Source organism: Streptomyces chrestomyceticus JCM 4735, assembly GCF_003865135.1.
Taxonomy (GTDB): Bacteria; Actinomycetota; Actinomycetes; order Streptomycetales; family Streptomycetaceae; genus Streptomyces; species Streptomyces chrestomyceticus.
On the sequence record NZ_BHZC01000001.1, the window covers coordinates 3,100,485 to 3,119,341 of the forward strand.

Below are 18,857 nucleotides of genomic sequence, written 5' to 3' on the forward strand. Positions count from 1 at the left end.
CTCGCCCGTATGGTCAATCTGACGCGCATCTACACCCGTACCGGCGACAAGGGCACCACCGCCCTCGGCGACATGAGCCGTACCGCCAAGACCGACACGCGGATCGCGGCCTACGCGGACGCCAACGAGGCCAACGCGGCGATCGGCGTGGCCGTCGCCCTCGGCTCGCTGCCGGAGGACGTCGTCACGGTGCTCGTCCGGGTGCAGAACGACCTCTTCGACGTGGGCGCGGACCTGTCGACGCCGGTGGTGGAGAACCCCGAGTTCCCGCCGCTGCGCGTCGAGCAGTCCTACATCGACAAGCTGGAGGCGGACTGCGACCACTACCTGGAGAGCCTGGAGAAGCTGCGCAGCTTCATCCTGCCCGGCGGTACGGCCGGTGCCGCGCTGCTGCACCAGGCGTGCACGGTGGTCCGCCGCGCCGAGCGCTCCACCTGGGCGGCGCTGGAGATGCACGGCGACACCATGAACCACCTCACCGCCACCTACCTCAACCGCCTCTCCGACCTCCTGTTCATCCTGGCCCGCACGGCCAACAAGGAGCAGGGCGACGTGCTGTGGGTGCCGGGCGGCGAGCGGTAGGCGGCGTCACCAGGACGAGGGCGGGCGCCGGGCCGTGCCGGCCTGGCCGCGCTCGCGCTCGTCCGCGCCGCCCGGGGGCAGGTGCCCCTCCGGCGCCTTCTTCGGCCACAGCGTGTAGCTCACCGCGATGACCAGGTTGATGCCGATGACGATGAGCATCTTGGTCTGCCAGTCGCGCAGCGAGGCGGTCCGGGCGGGGTCGCCCACGTACCAGGCCGCGAGCTGCAGGAGTCCCATCGCGATGAGCGCGGCGAGGATCCAGCGGCCCGCCGACTGCCACTCGAAGACCGCGCGCTCCCGCCCGTACTTCGGCGTCGGCACGGGCGGCGGGCCGCCCGCGAAACGGTGGGCGAAGCGGACGTCCACCCACTTGATCGTGCGGTGCCCCAGCGCGGCCGAGAAGCCGATGTAGACGGCGGCGAGCCCGTGCTTCCAGTCGGCCTCGGCACCGTTCTTCAGGTCGACGGCCGTGGCGACCAGCAGGACGAGTTCCAGCAGCGGTTCCAGCAGCAGGACGGCGGCGCCGGTACGCGGCATCTTCACCAGGTAGCGCAGGGCCAGCCCACCGGCCAGCAGCACCCAGAAGCCGGCCTCGCAGACGATGATCAGTGTGACGATCACGGGACTCCCCTTCTTTCCTGTCCTTCCAGGCTCGCCCCGGAATCCGGCCGTCACCTCGTCGCCCGCGATGATCCGGTGCTGCATCTTTCGATGTAGCGCGCGGCGCCACGGGTTCGGCCGGGGCGTGGAGGCGGCGGGCCGCACCGCCGTGTTTGATGGAGGGGTGACCGCGAGACCCTTCGCCTCCCTGGCGCGCCCGCACCGCGACGACGTGTGCATCGCCGTCTGCGGCCTGCTCGGCGGTCTGCTGCTGTGGGGGCTGGGGCTGCACAGCAGCCCGCCGCTGCTGGGCCTGCCGCCCTGGCTCGGTCTGGTGCCGCTGGTGGTCATCTCCGGCACCGAGCTGCTGCGCCGGACCGCCCCGCGGACCGCGCTGGGCCTGGCGACCGTCGCGCTCGTACTGGACGTGTGCTGCGGCGGGCTGATCGCCACGATCGTGATGTTCACCGACATCGTCTACGCCGCGGTGCTGTACGGGCCCCCGGGCACCGCCCGGCGGGTGCCGGTCATCAGCGTCCTGCTCACCGTCGTGGCCACCATCGTCCCGGTGGCGATCCTGCACGACCCGCAGGCCCTGCTGCTCGGTCTCGGCGTCGGCGTGATCACCATCAGTCCCGCCTGGACCGGAATCATCATCCGCGAACACCGCAACGCCGCCCGGGCCGCGCGCCTGGAGGCCGAACAGACCGCGCTGCTGGCCGAGATGGACCGTACCCAGGCCATCGTCGCCGAACGCGCCCGGATGGCCCGCGAACTGCACGACATGGTCGCCAACCACCTGTCCGCCATCGCCATCCACGCCACGGCCGCGCAGTCCCTCGACGACCCCGGCGCCAGCCGCGAGGCGCTCGGCGTCATCCGCGAGAACAGTGTGCAGGGCCTCGCCGAGATGCGGCGGCTGATCGGCCTGCTGCGGGACGCGAAGGACCCCGGCGGCACAGCGGAGGCGCAGGCCACCCCCACCCTGGACGGGCTCGAAGCGCTCCTGGCGCAGGCCCGCGCCAACGGGGCGAGCAGCGGCCTGGCGTTCACCCTGGAGGACACCCGGGCGGACGGCGGCGGCGCGCGGCTCCCCGCCCCGGTGGAGCTGGCCGCGTACCGCATCGTGCAGGAGTCCCTGACCAACGCCCTCAAGCACGCCGCGCCCGGCGACGTCGTGGTCCGTGTCGCCCATGCCCCGGCGGCCCGTTCACCGTCTGCGTCACCAGCCCCTTCGGCGACCGGCCCGGCCCGCGCGCGCCCGGTTCCGGCGCCGGACTGGTCGGCATGCGGGAGCGGATCGAGCTGCTCGGCGGGCGGTTCGAGGCCGGGCCCGAGGGCGGCGGCGGACACGACGACGGCAAGGAATGGCGGGTACGGGCCGAACTGCCCGTCCGCGAGGAGGAAGAGAGACGATGACCGCTGCCACCGGCCGCCCGGTCCGGGTGCTGATCGCCGAGGACCAGTCCGCCGTACGGGCCGGGCTGGCGCTGATCCTGCGCTCCGCCCCCGACATCGACGTGGCCGGGGAGGCCGCGGACGGCGAGGAGGCGGTGCGGCTGGCCCGCGAACTCCGGCCCGACCTGGTCCTGATGGACATACAGATGCCCAAGCTGGACGGCGTCTCGGCCACTCGCGCCATCGTCGACGAGGGACTGGCCGACGTCCTGGTGCTGACCACCTTCGACCTGGACGAGTACGTCTTCGGGGCGCTGCGGGCGGGCGCCGCCGGCTTCCTGCTCAAGGACAGCGAGGCGGCGGCGCTGCTGGACGCGGTGCGCACGGTGGCCGCCGGGGAGGGCATGATCGCTCCGGCCGTGACCCGGCGGCTGATCGCGGAGTTCGCCAATCCCCGTACGGTACGGCGGCCCGCCGGTGCCTCGGCGCCGGACCCGGCCGTCCTGGACGCGCTGACCCGCCGCGAACGCGAGGTGCTGGGCTGCCTCGGCCGGGGCCTGTCCAACGCCGACATCGCGGAGCACCTGGCGATGGCGGAGGCCACGGTGAAGACGCACGTCAGCCGCCTGCTGGGGAAGCTGGAGCTGCGCAGCCGGGTGCAGGCGGCGGTCTTGGCGCAGGAGTTGGGTGTCAGCGACGGCCGGGAGGGGTAAGGGCCGCTGCCGCGCCGGGTGGGCGCGGCGGAGAGTGCCAACCACTTTGGTCCAGACCTCTTGACCGCAGGTCTGGACCTTTTTACGCTCCCTTCACATCTTTGCGGTGAGCGCGCCCCACAGCGCTCACCGGGCGGCGCAGGTTCCCCCACCTCCACCCCCTTACCTGGGAGCATCCGTGACACCCGGAACCCTGACACGCACCACCCACGCCCGACGAAGAGCCCTCGCGGCCCTCACCGCACTCCTCCTCCCCGTGGCGGCGCTCATCGGCCTCGGCGCCACCCCCGCGCACGCCGCCGAGTCGGCGACCGCCACGTACACCAAGGTCTCCGACTGGGGTACCGGCTTCCAGGGGCAGTGGACGGTGAAGAACACCGGCACCACCACCCTCAACGGCTGGACCGTCGAGTGGGACTTCCCCGTCGGCACCACCGTCGGCTCCGCCTGGGACGCCCAGGTCAGCGGCTCGAACGGGCACTACACCGCCAAAAACGTCAACTGGAACGGCACCATCACCCCCGGTGCCTCGGTCAGCTTCGGCTTCATCGGCACCGGCTCCGGCGGCGGCGACGTGAGCGGCTGCAAGCTCAACGGCGGCCCCTGCGACGGGGCGCAGCCCGGTGACACCCCGCCGTCCGCCCCCGGAAAGCCGGTGGCCGGTGACGTCACCGACACCTCCGTACGGCTGACCTGGGCCGCCGCCACCGACGACAAGGGCGTCAAGAACTACGACATCCTGCGCGACGGCACCAAGGTCGCCACCGTCGAGAAGCTCGCCTACACCGACAGCGGCCTGACGAAGGACACCTCGTACACGTACACCGTCGTCGCCCGCGACACCGCCGACCAGACCGGCCCCGCCAGCGAGCCCACCACTGTCCGCACCACCGGCGGCGGGCAGCCCGGTGACAATCCGCCGTCCGCGCCCGGCAAGCCGGTGGCGAGCGACATCACCGACACCTCCGTACGGCTGAGCTGGACCGCGGCCACCGACGACAAGGGCGTCAAGAACTACGACATCCTGCGCGACGGCACGAAGATCGCCACCATCGAGAAGCTGGCCTACACCGACAGCGGCCTGACCAAGGGCACCGAGTACACGTACACCGTCGTCGCCCGCGACACCGCCGACCAGACCGGCCCCGCCAGCGCCGCCACCACCGTCCGCACCACCGGCGGCGGCCAGCAGCCCGTCGACGCGGTCAAGCTGGGCTACTTCACCGAGTGGGGCGTCTACGACCGCAACTACCACGTGAAGAACCTGGTCACCTCGGGCTCCGCGAGCAAGCTGACGCACATCAACTACGCGTTCGGCAACGTCCAGGGCGGCAAGTGCACCATCGGTGACGCCTACGCGGCCACCGACAAGGCGTACACCGCCGACCAGAGCGTGGACGGCGTCGCCGACACCTGGGACCAGCCGCTGCGCGGCAACTTCAACCAGCTCAAGAAGCTCAAGGCGAAGTACCCGAACATCAAGCTCCTGTGGTCCTTCGGCGGCTGGACCTGGTCCGGCGGCTTCACCGACGCCGTCAAGAACCCGACGGCCTTCGCCGACTCCTGCTACCAACTGGTCAACGACCCGCGCTGGGCCGGCCTCTTCGACGGCATCGACCTGGACTGGGAGTACCCCAACGCCTGCGGCCTGACCTGCGACACCAGCGGCCCGGCGGCCTTCAGCACCATGATGAAGGCGTTCCGCGACAAGTTCGGCAAGCAACTGGTCACCGCCGCGATCACCGCCGACGGCTCGGACGGCGGCAAGATCGACGCGGCCGACTACGGTGGTGGTTCGCAGTACGCCGACTGGTACAACGTCATGACGTACGACTTCTTCGGCGCCTGGGACAAGACCGGCCCCACCGCCCCCCACTCGCCCCTGACGTCGTACACCGGCATCCCCAAGCAGGGCTTCAATACCGACGCGGCCCTGCAGAAGCTCAAGGCCAAGGGCGTCCCCGCGAAGAAGCTGCTGATCGGCATCGGCTTCTACGGACGCGGCTGGACGGGCGTCACCCAGGACGCCCCCGGCGGCACCGCCACCGGACCGGCCCCCGGCAAGTACGAGGCGGGCATCGAGGACTACAAGATCCTCAAGGCGAGCTGCCCGTCCACCGGAACCGTCGCCGGCACCGCCTACGCCCGCTGCGGCAGCAACTGGTGGAGCTACGACACTCCCGCGACCATCATCGGCAAGATGAACTACGCCAAGCAGCAGGGACTGGGCGGCGCGTTCTTCTGGGAGTTCAGCGGTGACACGGCGAACGGCGAACTGATGACCGCCATCGACAGCGGCCTGAAGTAACCCGGCTCACCACCCCGGACCGGCCGGGAAGGCGGCGTCGCCCCCGCCTTCCCGGCCTTACGGCTGTTCGGACGCAGGTGGCGGGTCCCGCTATGCCACGTTCACTCTCTGGCCCGGAGGCGCCGCCTCCAGCCAAGCCAGGAAACCCGTCAGGGCGTCCTCGCTCATGGCCAGCTCCAGCCTCGTACCGCGATGGCGGCAGGCGAGCACGACGGAGTCGGAGAGCAGGGCCAGCTCCTCCTCGCCCTGGGGGGTGCGGCGCTCCAGCACCTCGATGGCGAAGCGTTCCAGTTGGCGGCGGGGGCGGGGCGCGTAGGAGAAGACGCGGAACCACTCCACCCGGTCACCGTTGTAGCGGGCGACCCCGTAGATCCAGCCTTTGCCGCTGGGCTCGGCCTCTTCCTCGGGCACGTTCCAGCGCAGGCTGCAGTCGAAGGTGCCGCCGGAGCGCTGGATGAGCCGTCGCCGTAGACCGAAGACGAAGAGCCCCAGCAGCACCAGTACGACGACCGCGCCGCTCACGAGCAGAGCGAGGACCATCCGAACCGACCTCCTCGCCTCGATGGGGGTACCCGCGCGCCGGTTCGGGCGCGAGGGGGAAAACGCACCTGCATTGCCTCAGCCGCGGACCGCCCTGGAGGATTCCAGCGCAGCCCGCGGCTGAGGGACGAACTCGTCGGTGGTGGGCTTCAGTGCACGCCCGCCACCGCGCGCAGCCGGACATCGGCGCGGCGCTCGGCGGCCGCGTCGGCCTCCGACTTCGCCCGCTCCAAGGCCCGCTCCGCGCGCTGGACATCGATCTCGTCGGACAGCTCGGCGATCTCCGCGAGCAGAGACAGCTTGTTGTCGGCGAACGAGATGAAGCCGCCGTGCACGGCGGCGACGACGGTGCCGTCCCCGTCCTCGCCGGTCGTACGAATCGTCACCGGACCGGATTCCAGCACGCCGAGCAGCGGCTGGTGCCCCGGCATGACGCCGATGTCGCCCGACGAGGTGCGCGCGACGACCAGGCTGGCCTCGCCCGACCAGACCTGACGGTCGGCGGCGACCAACTCGACGTGCAGCTCAGCCACGATGGCTCCTCGGGTCTCCACCTGCCGGGTGCGGCAGATGTTGGGTCAAATACTAGTGGTCGTACGGACCGGGGGCGGCCAGGGCCGCCCCCGGAACGCGCCGGGCCTCAGGAGACGCCCAGCTCCTTGGCGTTCGCCTTCAGGTCCTCGAGGCCACCGCACATGAAGAACGCCTGCTCGGGGAAGTGGTCGTACTCACCGTCGGCGATCGCGTTGAACGCCGCGATGGACTCGTCCAGCGACACGTCCGAGCCGTCGACACCGGTGAACTGCTTCGCCACGTGGGTGTTCTGCGACAGGAAGCGCTCGATGCGGCGGGCGCGGTGGACGGTGAGCTTGTCCTCCTCGCCCAGCTCGTCGATACCGAGGATCGCGATGATGTCCTGCAGGTCCTTGTACTTCTGCAGGATCGTCTTGACCCGCGAGGCACAGCTGTAGTGGTCCTGCGAGATGTAGCGCGGGTCCAGGATGCGGGACGTCGAGTCCAGCGGGTCCACCGCCGGGTAGATGCCCTTCTCCGAGATCGGACGCGACAGAACGGTCGTGGCGTCCAGGTGGGCGAAGGTGGTGGCCGGCGCCGGGTCGGTCAGGTCGTCCGCGGGGACGTAGATCGCCTGCATCGAGGTGATCGAGTGACCACGGGTCGAGGTGATGCGCTCCTGGAGGAGACCCATCTCGTCCGCCAGGTTCGGCTGGTAACCCACCGCGGACGGCATACGGCCGAGCAGGGTGGACACCTCGGAACCCGCCTGGGTGTACCGGAAGATGTTGTCGATGAAGAAGAGGACGTCCTGCTTCTGGACGTCACGGAAGTACTCCGCCATCGTCAGACCGGCCAGCGCCACGCGCAGACGGGTGCCCGGGGGCTCGTCCATCTGGCCGAAGACCAGCGCGGTCTTGTCGATGACGCCGGAGTCCGTCATCTCCTCGATGAGGTCGTTGCCCTCACGGGTGCGCTCACCGACACCAGCGAACACCGACACACCGTCGTGGTTGTTGGCCACGCGGTAGATCATTTCCTGGATGAGGACGGTCTTGCCGACGCCCGCGCCGCCGAACAGACCGATCTTGCCGCCCTTGACGTACGGGGTCAGCAGGTCGATGACCTTGACGCCGGTCTCGAACATCTCGGTCTTGGACTCGAGCTGGTCGAAGCTGGGGGCCTTGCGGTGGATCGGCCAGCGCTCGTTGACCTCGACCGTGGCCGGGTCCACGTTCAGGATCTCGCCGAGGGTGTTGAACACCTTGCCCTTGGTGACGTCACCGACGGGCACGGTGATGCCCGCGCCGGTGTCGGTCACCGTGGCCTGGCGGACCAGACCGTCGGTGGGCTGCATGGAGATGGCGCGGACCAGGCCGTCGCCCAGGTGCTGCGCGACCTCCAGGGTCAGCGTCTTGAGCTTGCCCTCTTCGGCCGGGTCGGCGACCTCGACGTGCAGCGCGTTGTAGATGTCCGGCATCGCGTCGACGGGGAACTCCACGTCGACGACCGGGCCGATGACCCGCGCGACGCGGCCCGTCGCCGTGGCCGTCTCAACAGTGGTGGTCATAGTTGTCAGTCACTCCCCGCGGTCGCGTCGGCCAGTGCGCTCGCGCCACCGACGATCTCGCTGATTTCCTGGGTGATTTCGGCCTGGCGGGCCGCGTTGGCAAGCCGCGAGAGCGACTTGATGAGTTCTTCCGCGTTGTCGGTCGCCGACTTCATCGCGCGCCGCGTGGCGGCGTGCTTGGAGGCGGCGGCCTGGAGCAGCGCGTTGTAGATACGCGACTCCACGTACCGCGGCAGCAGGGCGTCCAGGACGTCCTCCGCCGACGGCTCGAAGTCGAACAGCGGCAGGATCTCGCCCTTGGACGACTCCTGCGCCTCCTCGGCCGTCTTTTCGAGGCTGAGCGGCAGCAGCCGGTCGTCGACCGGCGTCTGCGTCATCATCGAGACGAACTCGGTGTAGACGATGTGCAGCTCGTCCACGCCGCCCTCGGCCGTGTCCTGCTGGACGGCGGCGATCAGCGGCCCGGCGACGGCCTTGGCGTCCGCGTACGTCGGGCTGTCGGTGAAGCCGGTCCACGACTCCGTGACCTTGCGCTCACGGAAGCCGTAGTACGAGACACCCTTGCGGCCGACGATGTAGGTGTCGACCTCCTTGCCCTCGGCCTTGAGCCGCTCGGTGAGCTGCTCGGCGGCCTTGATGGCGTTGGAGGAGTAGCCGCCGGCCAGACCGCGGTCGCTCGTGATGAGCAGCACCGCGGCCCGCGTGGGGTTCTCCGCCTCGGTCGTCAGGGCGTGCTTGGTGTTCGAACCGGTGGCAACCGCCGTCACCGCGCGGGTGAGCTCACTCGCGTACGGCGTCGATGCCGCCACCTGGCGCTGCGCCTTGACGATGCGCGAGGCGGCGATCATCTCCATCGCCTTGGTGATCTTCTTGGTCGCGGTGACGGAGCGGATGCGACGCTTGTAGACCCGGAGCTTGGCTCCCATGGATCAGGTCCCTTCCGTCGTCACTTGCTCGTGCTGACCGGAGCGTCCTCACCGAGAAGCTTGCCGTCCGAGGTCTCGAACTGCTGCTTGAAGGTGGCGACGGTGTCGGCGAGCGCCTGAATGGTGTCGTCGGACATCTTGGCGCCCTCGGCGATGCTGGTGAGCAGCTCCTTCTTCTCGCGGCCCATCCAATCCAGCAGCTCGCGCTCGAAGCGGCGGATGTCCTGGACCGGGACGTCGTCCATCTTGCCGGTGGTACCGGCCCAGATGGAGACGACCTGCTCCTCGACGGGCATCGGCTGGTACTGGCCCTGCTTGAGCAGCTCGGTCATGCGCTGACCACGGGCGAGCTGCGCCTTGGAGGCCGCGTCCAGGTCGGAACCGAAGGCGGCGAACGCCTCCAGCTCACGGAACTGGGCGAGGTCCACGCGGAGCCGGCCGGAGACCTGGCGCATGGCCTTGTGCTGGGCGGAGCCACCCACACGGGAGACGGAGATACCGACGTTCAGCGCCGGGCGCTGGCCCGCGTTGAACAGGTCGGACTCCAGGAAGCACTGGCCGTCGGTGATGGAGATGACGTTGGTCGGGATGAACGCCGACACGTCGTTCGCCTTGGTCTCGACGATCGGCAGACCCGTCATCGAGCCGGCGCCGAGCTCGTCGGAGAGCTTCGCGCAGCGCTCCAGCAGGCGGGAGTGCAGGTAGAAGACGTCACCCGGGTACGCCTCACGGCCCGGCGGGCGGCGCAGCAGCAGGGACACGGCGCGGTAGGCGTCGGCCTGCTTCGAGAGGTCGTCGAAGATGATCAGGACGTGCTTGCCCTGGTACATCCAGTGCTGGCCGATGGCCGAGCCGGTGTAGGGCGCCAGGTACTTGAAGCCCGCCGGGTCGGACGCCGGGGCGGCGACGATGGTCGTGTACTCCAGGGCACCGGCCTCCTCCAGCGCGCCGCGCACGGACGCGATGGTGGAGCCCTTCTGGCCGATGGCGACGTAGATGCAGCGGACCTGCTTCTTCGGGTCGCCGGAGCGCCAGTTGTCGCGCTGGTTGATGATCGTGTCGACGGCCAGGGCGGTCTTGCCCGTCTGGCGGTCGCCGATGATCAACTGACGCTGGCCACGGCCGATCGGCACCATCGAGTCGACGGCCTTGTAGCCGGTCTGCATCGGCTCGTGGACCGACTTGCGGACCATGACGCCCGGAGCCTGGAGCTCCAGGGCGCGGCGGCCCTCGGACTCGATCTCGCCGAGGCCGTCGACCGGGTTGCCCAGCGGGTCGACGACGCGGCCGAGGTAGCCCTCGCCCACGGCGACCGAGAGCACCTCACCGGTGCGGCGCACCGGCTGGCCCTCCTCGATACCGCTGAACTCACCGAGGACGACCGCACCGATCTCGCGCTCTTCCAGGTTCAGCGCGAGGCCGAGGGTGCCGTCCTCGAACTTCAGCAGCTCGTTCGCCATCGCCGAGGGAAGACCCTCGACCTTCGCGATGCCGTCACCGGCCTCGCTGACCGTCCCGACCTCCTCGCGCGAGGCCGCGTCCGGCTTGTACGCCTGGACGAAGTTCTCCAGCGCGTCCCGGATCTCCTCCGGCCGGATCGTGAGCTCCGCCATCTGGGTTCCCTGCTCTCCTTGTTGGGCCCGTCGTCGTTTACGGGGGTCATGCGTGTCCCCCGCCGCAGGCAGGGGCGGTTGCCCCCGTGATGTCACTGCGTCCACGGCCCAACTCGGGCCGCCGTACTACTTCTTGAGTTGGTGGGTGGGTCAGCCGGCCATCCGCCGGGACGCCTCTTCGAGACGTGCGGCGATGCTGCCGTTGATGACCTCGTCGCCGATCCGGACCTGGACTCCGCCGAGGACCTCGGGGTCCACGTCGAGGTTCAGGTGGACCTGCCGTCCGTACACCGCCGCCAGGGCCGCGCCGAGGCGCTGCCGCTGGGTGTCGCTGAGCGGCACCGCGGAGGTGACCACCGCGACCATGCGGTCCCGGCGCGCCGCGGCCAGCTTGGACAGGGCGTTCAGCCCTGCTTCCAGGCTACGGCCCCGCGGCTGTGCGACAAGCCGGACCACGATGCGCTCGGTGACCGGGTTGGCCCGGCCGCCCAGCAGCGAGCGCAGCAGCTCGGCCTTGGCCGGGCCCTGCGTGGTGCGGTCGGTCAGTGCCGCGCGCAGTTCGTGCGACGAGGCGACGATCCGGTCGAACCGGAACAGCTCGTCCTCGACGTCGTCGAGGGCGCCCGCCCGCTGTGCCGCGACGAGGTCGGCGGAGTACGCCAGCTCCTCGGTCGCGTCCGCCAGGTCGCGCGAGCGCGACCAGCGGGAGCGGACCATGCCGGAGAGCAGGTCGACGGTCTCGCCGCCGACCTGGCCGCCGAACAGGCGCCCGGCCAGCTCGGCCTTGGCCTCGCCGGCCTGCGCCGGGTCGGTGAGGACCCGACGCAGCGACACCTCGCGGTCGAGCAGAGCGGTGACGGCAGCCAGCTCCTCGGCGAGCTTCGCGGCGTCGACGGTCGTGTTGTCCGTCAGCGCGTCGAGCTGCTCGCGTGCGGAGGCGAGTGCCTCGCGGCTCGCTCCATTCATCGGCCGGCCTCTGCCTTCGTCGAGTCCGACGCCGCCTTGGCCTCAAGCTCGTCGAGGAAGCGGTCGATGGTCCGGCTCTGGCGGGCGTGGTCCTCCAGGGACTCACCGACCAGCTTGCCCGCCAGCTCCGTGGCGAGCTTGCCCACGTCCTGGCGCAGCGACTGCGCGGCCTGCTTGCGGTCCGCCTCGATCTGCGCGTGGCCGGCCGCGATGATCTCCTCGCGCTGCCGCTGGCCCTCGGCACGCATCTCGGCGATCAGCGTCGCTCCCTGCTCCTGCGCCTCCTGGCGCAGCCGGGCGGCCTCGTGGCGCGCGTCGGCGAGCTGGGACCGGTAGTCCTCCAGGACCTGCTGGGCTTCGGCCTGTAGGGCCTCCGCCTTCTCGATACCGCCTTCGATCTTCTCGCGGCGCTCGTCCAGAACCTTGTTGATGTTCGGGAGGAGCTTCTTCGCGAGGAAGCCGAAGACGATGAAGAAAGCGACCAGGCCGATGACCAGCTCTGGAATCGGCGGGACGAGGGGGTTCTCAGGAACCTCCGCCGCCATGTTCACCAGGGCGCTCACATCAATGCCTTCCGTCTAAGTGGCGTCGTCGGTGCGTTCCGTGATTAGGACGGGTACGCGTAGCCCATGACGATGCCGATGAGGGCGAGCGCCTCGCAGAAGGCGAAGCCCATGATCTGGTTGGTGCGGATCAGGCCGGCCGCCTCGGGCTGACGGGCCAGGGCCTGGGTGCCGTTACCGAAGATGATGCCGACGCCGACGCCGGGGCCGATGGCGGCGAGGCCGTAGCCGATCGAAGCGACGTTGCCCTTGAGGCCGGCGGCGAGTTCGAGAGTCGCGGACATGCCGTGTCTTCCTTCTCTTTCATGGACCGGTGGGGGTTGGCCACCGGACGTCTGGTGGGACTGCTGGGGTACCTGGGGGCTCAGTGGTGCTCGGCGAGCGCGCCCTGGATGTAGTTGCAGGCCAGGAGCACGAAGATGTACGCCTGGATGGCCTGGATGAAGAGCTCGAAGGCCGTCATCACGATGGTCATGAGGAACGAGACGCCCGCGTAGGCGATGCCGATGCCGTTCAGCAGGTACCAGCTCGCGACGGTGAACATCAGGATGAGCATGTGGCCCGCGAACATGTTCGCGAACAGCCGGACCGCGTGCGTGAAGGGCCGGATGATCAGGTGCTGCAGCAGTTCCAGGAACATGATCAGCGGGAGGACCCAGCCGAGCGACTTGTCGTAGCCGGTGAGGTTCTTCAGACCGCCGACGAAGCCCTGCCTCTTGAACGTCAGCACGAGCCAGGTGATGTAGACCACCAGGGCCAGACCCATGGGGAACGCGATGACCGATGTCACCGGGAACTGGGCGACCGGGATGATCGACCAGAGGTTCATGATCCACACGAAGAAGAACAGCGCGACCATGAAGGGGACGAACTTCTCGCCCTCCTTCTTGCCGAGCGCGTCGTAGACGAGCCCGCGGCGCACGAAGTCGTAACCCGCCTCACCGATCATCTGCAGCTTGCCGGGCACCACCTTGGCGCGGCCGAAGGCGGCCCAGAAGAACGCCACGATGATCACCGTGCTGACCAGGGCCAGCAGCATCGGCTTGTTGAACTCGTAGCCACCGATGGTGAAAAGGGGCTCGAAGACGAACGAATGAAGGCCCGGGGCCTCGAAGCCACACCCCGGGATGAAGAGGTGGCACTCCGTGTCGAGGGCGAGCATCGTTTCAGCACTCACCGCGAGCTCCTTCAGCGTGGCGCATGGGTACGGCAACCTCGTTGTGTCGGCGCGGCATTGAGCCACGGTGCGGCACTGGACTGGTCTTACGGATTGGGGGGCGGCTGATCGGCGCGGGGCCGGATCGGTTCACAGGCATCGGCCGGACATGCAACCGGTTCCCTGACTCGGAACCTGGAGGCTCAGCCGCCTGCGCCGACTGCGCCGCAGTTGGCACCGGACGATAGCAGGCTCTCGCGTGGGCTTTTATTCCGGCCCTACGCCTCACGTCCGCGACCCCGTGGTTTCCGCCTTCTTCGCGTCGGCGGATTCGGGATTCACGTAGAGAACCTTTGCCTTCATATAGCTGCGGGCCTGGAAGGCGATCCACACCAGGACGGTCGCGAGCAGGGTGAAGGCGAACGCCCTGACGTTGAAGAGCGTGGTGTCCTTGAAGGCGATCATGAAGACCGCGACCGCCAGGATCTGCACCGCGTACAGCAGCAGTCCCATCATCTGGAACAGATCCGGGAGGCGCTTGGCGGTCTGCTGGAGGACCACCAGACCCGACCCCATCAGCAGCAGCACCAGCACCGTTCCGATGGCAGCACCGATCGCGCCCTGCCCGCCCGCGACCACAGCGCTGATCACGACGCCGACGGCGCCGGTGGCAAGCGAGGGTACGGAGACATTGGCAAGTAGGCGGGCGTCAGTGGACTGCATGGCGGCGCTCCGGCAAAAAATGGGGGTGGTGTCGTCAAGGACGAGCGTAGACCCGGCCTGAGGGAGAACCTGAGGCCGAAAGACCGTCGCACTTCGGTCCTTCGGCTCTGCCGCCGGGTTTCGTGAACGGTATCACAAACTATTTGATGAGGTCTTTACCTGCTCGGTGTGCTGCCCGTCACACGTGAGCAGTAATCCGCGCGTTGGAGCGAGACACCCTGCCGTTCTGTCTGCTATGAGACACGTTTGGGGTAATTCTCGAACGTCGCTCTTAGGGGCGAAAACGCGTCTCAGCGATGACTTCCGGCCTTGCGGCGGTCGGTGAAGCGCGACCGGTCACCGATCGCGGTGGCCCCGTTGACGCCCGCCGGCACCGGCTGCCGCTCCCGTTCCGGGGCCCCCTGCGCCGACCGTTCCCCGGCCTCGTCGATCGCCGCGCTCTCCTCGGCGGCCGCGGCGACGGCCGCCGCCTGCACGCTGCGCCGGTACCGCGGCGGCACCATCCACTCCATCCAGCGCGGCGCCCGCGGCGTGAAGCGCGGCAGCAGCAGGAGGACGAGCCCGATCGCGCTCAGCAGCACGATGCCCATCACGACCCACACGCTCGCGTTGTTGACCGAGTACGCCACGGCGCCGAAGGCGATCAACGCGGACCAGAAGTACATGATCAGGACAGCGCGGCTGTGCGAATGGCCGATCTCCAGCAGCCGGTGGTGCAGGTGCCCGCGGTCGGCGGCGAACGGCGACTGGCCCTTCCACGTACGGCGCACGATGGCCAGCACCAGGTCGGCGACCGGCACCGCGATGATCGTCAGCGGCAGCAGCAGCGGGATGTAGACCGGCACCATCGCGTGGGTGGCCTCGCGGACGCTGCCCGCCTTCAGGTTGAGCAGGTCCGGGTCGACCTGGCCGGTCACCGAGACCGCGCCGGCCGCCATGACCAGCCCGATCAGCATCGACCCCGAGTCACCCATGAAGATCCGCGCCGGGTGCATGTTGTGCGGCAGGAAGCCCAGGCACATGCCCATCAGGACGACCGAGAACAGCGTCGCGGGCGCGGCCGCCTCGATGCCGTACCCGAACCACATCCGGTACGCGTACATGAAGAACGCCGCGGCGGCGATGCACACCATGCCGGACGCGAGCCCGTCCAGGCCGTCGACGAAGTTGACGGCGTTGATGGTGATGACGACCAGAGCCACCGTCAGGAGCGTGCCCTGCCACGGGCTCAGCGAGACCGTGCCGATGCCCGGCACCGGGATCCACAGGATCGTCAGACCCTGAAGGACCATCACACCGGCGGCGATCATCTGCCCGCCGAGCTTGACCAGCGCGTCCACGCCCCACTTGTCGTCCAGCACGCCCAGCACCCAGATCAGCGCGGCGCCCGACAGCAGCGCGCGCGGCTCGTTGGAGTGCTCGAAGACGGACTTGAGGTTGGTGAGATGGGCCGCGACCAGCAGGCCCGCGCACAGCCCGCCGAACATGGCGATGCCGCCGAGGCGCGGGGTGGGTTCGCGGTGCACGTCGCGCGCGCGGATCTCGGGCATCGCGCCGGCCGCGATGGCGAATTTCCGTACCGGCCCGGTCAGCAGGTAAGTGACCGCGGCCGTGACGCACAGCGTCAGCAGGTATTCACGCACGGGCTGCCCCATTGGTATCGCTGGCCATCACAGCCACACACCATATGCGTGTCCGCCCCCTATCCGTGAACGTAAGGGAAGACAACCCCGTCCCGCGCATGGTTCCAGAGCTCACCCAGGATGGGGATATGGGGGAAAGCGCCGGACCAATGCCGCGGTCGCCTCGCGGGCGCCCGGGTCCTCCCGTACGGCCGCCGCGATCAGCGCGCCGACCCGCACCGCCTCGTCCTCGCCCATGCCCTGGGTGGTCAGGGCGGCGGCACCCAGCCGCAGCCCTGGACGGCGTCCTGACGGGTCTTCGGGGCACGGCAGGGCGCAGGTGTCCAGCACGATGCCCGCGGCCGCACAACGCCCCCTGGCGGTACGGGCGTCCGCCCCCAGCGGCGCCGGGTCGGCGGTGACGAGGTGGGTGTCCGTACCGCCGGTGGTGACCGGCAGGCCCTCCTCGGCCAGCGAGCCGGCCAGCGCCCGCGCGTTGGTGACGACCTGCCGCGCGTAAGCGGCGAAGGCGTCGGTGGCGGCCTCGCCGAAGGCGACGGCCTTGGCGGCGACCGCGTTCATCTGGGCACCGCCCTGGGTGAACGGGAAGACCGCCCGGTCGATGCGCTCCGCCAGCTCGGCACCGCACAGGATCATGCCGCCCCGGGGGCCGCGGAGCACCTTGTGGGTGGTCGCGCACACCACGTCCGCGTACGGGACCGGGCTGGGCGCCAGGCCCGCGGCGACCAGTCCGATGGGGTGGGCGGCGTCCGCGATGAGGTACGCGCCCACCTCGTCGGCGATCTCCCGGAAGGCGGCGTAGTCCAGATGCCGCGGATAGCAGATCGAACCGCAGACGATGGCCTTGGGCCGGTGCCGGCGGGCCAGCGCGCGCACCTCGTCGTAGTCCAGCAGGCCGGTGTGCGGGTCGACGCCGTACCCGGCGAAGTCGAACCAGCGGCCGGAGAAATTGGCCGGGGAACCGTGCGTCAGGTGCCCGCCGTGCGGCAGCGCCATGGCCAGGACGGTGTCGCCCGGGCGCAGCAGGGCGGCGTACGCGGCCAGCACGGCCGAGGACCCGGAGTGCGGCTGCACGTTGGCGTGCTCGGCGCCGAACAGGGCCTTGGCACGTTCCACGGCGAGCCGCTCGGCGAGATCCACGACCTCGCACCCGCCGTGGTGCCGGGCGCCCGGATAGCCCTCGGCGTACTTGTTGGCGAGCGGGGAGCCCAGGGCGGCCAGCACGGCCCGGGAGGCGAAGTTCTCGGCGGCGACGAGCTGCAGCCCGTCCCCCTGCCGGGCCGCCTCGGCGAGCAGCACCCCGGCGATCTCGGGGTCCTGCTCCAGCAGCCCCGCGAAGTCGGGCGTCCAGGCGGGCGGCACGTACCCGCCGTGCCCCGCCCCTGCCCCGGCCGCCTCCCTGCGGGCAGCCGTGATGTCGCTCCGGGATGACGTGGTGGTGGCGGGCATGGCGCGCTCCGGACCTCGGACGGGGACGTGGGTCCAATGTAGGCGCGAGGCGGGGCGGGGGCGCGGTGGAGGGAGCTGGTGGGGGTTTGGAGCCGGGCAGCCGGCCCTACGGGGCGACCGCACACGTTCCCCCACCGGGGGCTTACCCGGAGCGAGCGGGAGCGAAGCCACAACCCCGGCCACAGGCCCCCAGCGCCTCCTGGGAGCCCCGTCCCCCGCCCGCACCGCCCAGAGGCCCCCAGGCCCTCAAGCCCGCGCAGGAACCCCCGTCAGGGCCGTCACGACGGGGTCCAGGGCCTGGTTGATCTCGTCGCCGATGGAGCGGAAGAACGTGATGGGCGCGCCGTACGGGTCGTAGACCTCGTCGGCCTCCGGGTTCGGCGCCAGCAGCCAGCCGCGCAGTGCCGCCGCGGCGCCGACCAGGGCGCGGGCGCGTTCGACCAGGCCGCCGCCGGGCAGCGCCGGGTCGGGCTCGGGGAGCGTGGCCGGGTCTATGGCCCGTACGAGGCGGTTGAACTCCTTCAGCGTGAAGGTGCGCAGGCCCGCCGAGTGGCCCATGGAGATGACCTGGGCGCGGTGGTCGCGGGTGGCGGTCAGCACGAGGTCGGCCCGGATGACGTGCTCGTCCAGCAGCTCGCGGCCGGTGAAATCGGCCGGATCCGCGCCGTAGTCGGCCAGAACCGTGGCGGCGTGGGTCTCCATGGGCGCGCCTTCGTGGCCCCAGGTGCCGGCGCTCTCCACGACCAGGCCGCCGCGGTCCGCGCCCAGCCGCAGGTCGAGGGCGTGCCGGTGCAGCCGCTCGGTGATGGGCGAGCGGCAGACGTTGCCGGTGCTGACGTGGAGAATGCGGAACGTGCGGGAGCTGTCCTCTCCGGGTCCCGCTATGCCACGCCCGAGGGGCGCAATCAATTCGCCACCTCAAGCCCGGGAGCCACCTTGCGCAGCTCCTCCGCGCTGAGCGCGCCCTCGCGCAGCAGCAGCGGCGTCGGCCCGGTCACGTCCACGATCGAGGACGGCACGGCGGCGGGGGTCGGGCCGCCGTCCAGGTAGACGGAGACGGAGTCGCCGAGCATCTCCTGGGCCGCGTCGCAGTCCTGCGGCGACGGGTGCCCGGTGAGGTTGGCGCTGGAGACGGCCATCGGGCCGAACTCGGTCAGCAGCTCGATGGCGACCGGGTGCAGCGGCATACGGACCGCGACCGTGCCGCGGGTCTCGCCGAGGTCCCAGGTCAGCGACGGCTGGTGGGTCGCGACCAGGGTCAGCGCGCCGGGCCAGAAGGCGTCGACCAGCTCCCAGGCCTGCTCGGAGAAGTCCGTGACGAGCCCGTGGAGGGTGTTCGGGGAGCCGACGAGCACCGGGGACGGCATGCCGCGCCCGCGCCCCTTGGCCTCCAGCAGGTCACCGACGGCCTCGGCACTGAACGCGTCCGCGCCGATGCCGTAGACGGTGTCGGTCGGCAGCACGACCAGCTCGCCGCGACGGACGGCCGATGCGGCCTCGCGCAGACCGGTCGCGCGGTCGGTCGCGTCGCTGCAGTCGTATCGCCGTGCCATTTAACGGACCTCCTCGTGCGGAACGTACAGATGACTCGTGG

Annotated in this window: 18 protein-coding genes and 1 pseudogene; 4 read left to right on the plus strand and 15 right to left on the minus strand. The window is 70.2% G+C overall.

All coding sequences use genetic code 11. The annotated features are described in order from the left end of the window. Positions 1-9: 9 nt before the first annotated feature. Complete coding sequence (locus EJG53_RS12725; RefSeq protein ID WP_125044942.1) at positions 10-582, plus strand: cob(I)yrinic acid a,c-diamide adenosyltransferase; 573 nt, start codon at positions 10-12, stop codon at positions 580-582. A 6-nt stretch (positions 583-588) separates the two neighbouring features. Here the strand turns inward: EJG53_RS12725 and EJG53_RS12730 are convergent, their stop codons facing one another. Beyond that, on the minus strand, positions 589-1,203 hold the full coding sequence (locus EJG53_RS12730; RefSeq protein ID WP_125044943.1) for a hypothetical protein: 615 nt from the start codon (positions 1,201-1,203) through the stop codon (positions 589-591). A 163-nt stretch (positions 1,204-1,366) separates the two neighbouring features. Between EJG53_RS12730 and EJG53_RS12735 the strand changes: the two are divergent. The 3 genes and pseudogenes from EJG53_RS12735 to EJG53_RS12745 all read left to right on the plus strand — a co-directional run bounded on the left by EJG53_RS12735 (position 1,367) and on the right by EJG53_RS12745 (position 5,601). Then, positions 1,367-2,601, plus strand: a pseudogene (locus tag EJG53_RS12735) (sensor histidine kinase). Then, positions 2,598-3,293: a response regulator gene (locus tag EJG53_RS12740; RefSeq protein ID WP_125044944.1), complete on the plus strand. Its 696-nt coding sequence runs from the start codon at positions 2,598-2,600 to the stop codon at positions 3,291-3,293. Before EJG53_RS12735 ends, EJG53_RS12740 begins: the two are co-directional and overlap by 4 nt. A 178-nt stretch (positions 3,294-3,471) precedes the next feature. Further along, entirely contained in the window at positions 3,472-5,601 is a 2,130-nt protein-coding gene (locus tag EJG53_RS12745) for a glycoside hydrolase family 18 chitinase (protein WP_125044945.1), read from the plus strand. Between the two features lie 90 nt (positions 5,602-5,691). Here EJG53_RS12745 and EJG53_RS12750 read toward each other — a convergent pair whose 3' ends face one another. From EJG53_RS12750 to EJG53_RS12815, 14 genes are all read right to left on the minus strand, one after another. Further along, on the minus strand, positions 5,692-6,141 hold the full coding sequence (locus tag EJG53_RS12750; RefSeq protein ID WP_031008108.1) for a DUF2550 domain-containing protein: 450 nt from the start codon (positions 6,139-6,141) through the stop codon (positions 5,692-5,694). Between the two features lie 149 nt (positions 6,142-6,290). Then, positions 6,291-6,674 carry a F0F1 ATP synthase subunit epsilon gene (locus tag EJG53_RS12755; protein ID WP_003981308.1) on the minus strand — a complete coding sequence of 128 codons (384 nt, stop codon included), beginning with the start codon at positions 6,672-6,674 and terminating at the stop codon, positions 6,291-6,293. A gap of 107 nt (positions 6,675-6,781) precedes the next feature. After that, the gene (gene atpD, locus EJG53_RS12760; protein ID WP_125044946.1) at positions 6,782-8,224 is read right to left on the minus strand and encodes a F0F1 ATP synthase subunit beta; all 1,443 of its coding nucleotides are present in this window, start codon (positions 8,222-8,224) and stop codon (positions 6,782-6,784) included. 5 nt (positions 8,225-8,229) lie between these two features. Further along, complete coding sequence (locus tag EJG53_RS12765) at positions 8,230-9,150, minus strand: F0F1 ATP synthase subunit gamma (protein WP_125044947.1); 921 nt, start codon at positions 9,148-9,150, stop codon at positions 8,230-8,232. 20 nt (positions 9,151-9,170) lie between these two features. After that, entirely contained in the window at positions 9,171-10,763 is a 1,593-nt protein-coding gene (gene atpA / locus EJG53_RS12770; RefSeq protein WP_030649803.1) for a F0F1 ATP synthase subunit alpha, read from the minus strand. Between the two features lie 150 nt (positions 10,764-10,913). Beyond that, the gene (locus tag EJG53_RS12775) at positions 10,914-11,729 is read right to left on the minus strand and encodes a F0F1 ATP synthase subunit delta (RefSeq protein ID WP_125044948.1); all 816 of its coding nucleotides are present in this window, start codon (positions 11,727-11,729) and stop codon (positions 10,914-10,916) included. Continuing rightward, the gene (locus EJG53_RS12780) at positions 11,726-12,274 is read right to left on the minus strand and encodes a F0F1 ATP synthase subunit B (protein WP_241268437.1); all 549 of its coding nucleotides are present in this window, start codon (positions 12,272-12,274) and stop codon (positions 11,726-11,728) included. Before EJG53_RS12780 ends, EJG53_RS12775 begins: the two co-directional genes overlap by 4 nt. Before the next feature lie 62 nt (positions 12,275-12,336). Continuing rightward, on the minus strand, positions 12,337-12,576 hold the full coding sequence (atpE, locus tag EJG53_RS12785; RefSeq protein ID WP_003981314.1) for an ATP synthase F0 subunit C: 240 nt from the start codon (positions 12,574-12,576) through the stop codon (positions 12,337-12,339). An 80-nt stretch (positions 12,577-12,656) separates the two neighbouring features. Further along, positions 12,657-13,454: a F0F1 ATP synthase subunit A gene (gene atpB, locus EJG53_RS12790; protein ID WP_053696258.1), complete on the minus strand. Its 798-nt coding sequence runs from the start codon at positions 13,452-13,454 to the stop codon at positions 12,657-12,659. Between the two features lie 279 nt (positions 13,455-13,733). Next, positions 13,734-14,171: a hypothetical protein gene (locus EJG53_RS12795; RefSeq protein ID WP_125044950.1), complete on the minus strand. Its 438-nt coding sequence runs from the start codon at positions 14,169-14,171 to the stop codon at positions 13,734-13,736. Positions 14,172-14,461: 290 nt separating this feature from the next. Beyond that, on the minus strand, positions 14,462-15,826 hold the full coding sequence (locus EJG53_RS12800; RefSeq protein ID WP_125044951.1) for an MraY family glycosyltransferase: 1,365 nt from the start codon (positions 15,824-15,826) through the stop codon (positions 14,462-14,464). Between the two features lie 99 nt (positions 15,827-15,925). Continuing rightward, positions 15,926-17,263 (minus strand): serine hydroxymethyltransferase, encoded by a 1,338-nt coding sequence (locus EJG53_RS12805; protein ID WP_125044952.1) that lies wholly within the window; start codon positions 17,261-17,263, stop codon positions 15,926-15,928. A 246-nt stretch (positions 17,264-17,509) separates the two neighbouring features. Then, positions 17,510-18,172, minus strand: a complete 663-nt coding sequence (locus EJG53_RS12810; RefSeq protein ID WP_174856401.1) for an arsenate reductase/protein-tyrosine-phosphatase family protein — start codon at positions 18,170-18,172, stop codon at positions 17,510-17,512. Then, positions 18,169-18,816: an L-threonylcarbamoyladenylate synthase gene (locus EJG53_RS12815; protein ID WP_125044953.1), complete on the minus strand. Its 648-nt coding sequence runs from the start codon at positions 18,814-18,816 to the stop codon at positions 18,169-18,171. The genes EJG53_RS12810 and EJG53_RS12815 overlap by 4 nt, the downstream gene beginning before the upstream one ends. Positions 18,817-18,857: the final 41 nt, after the last annotated feature.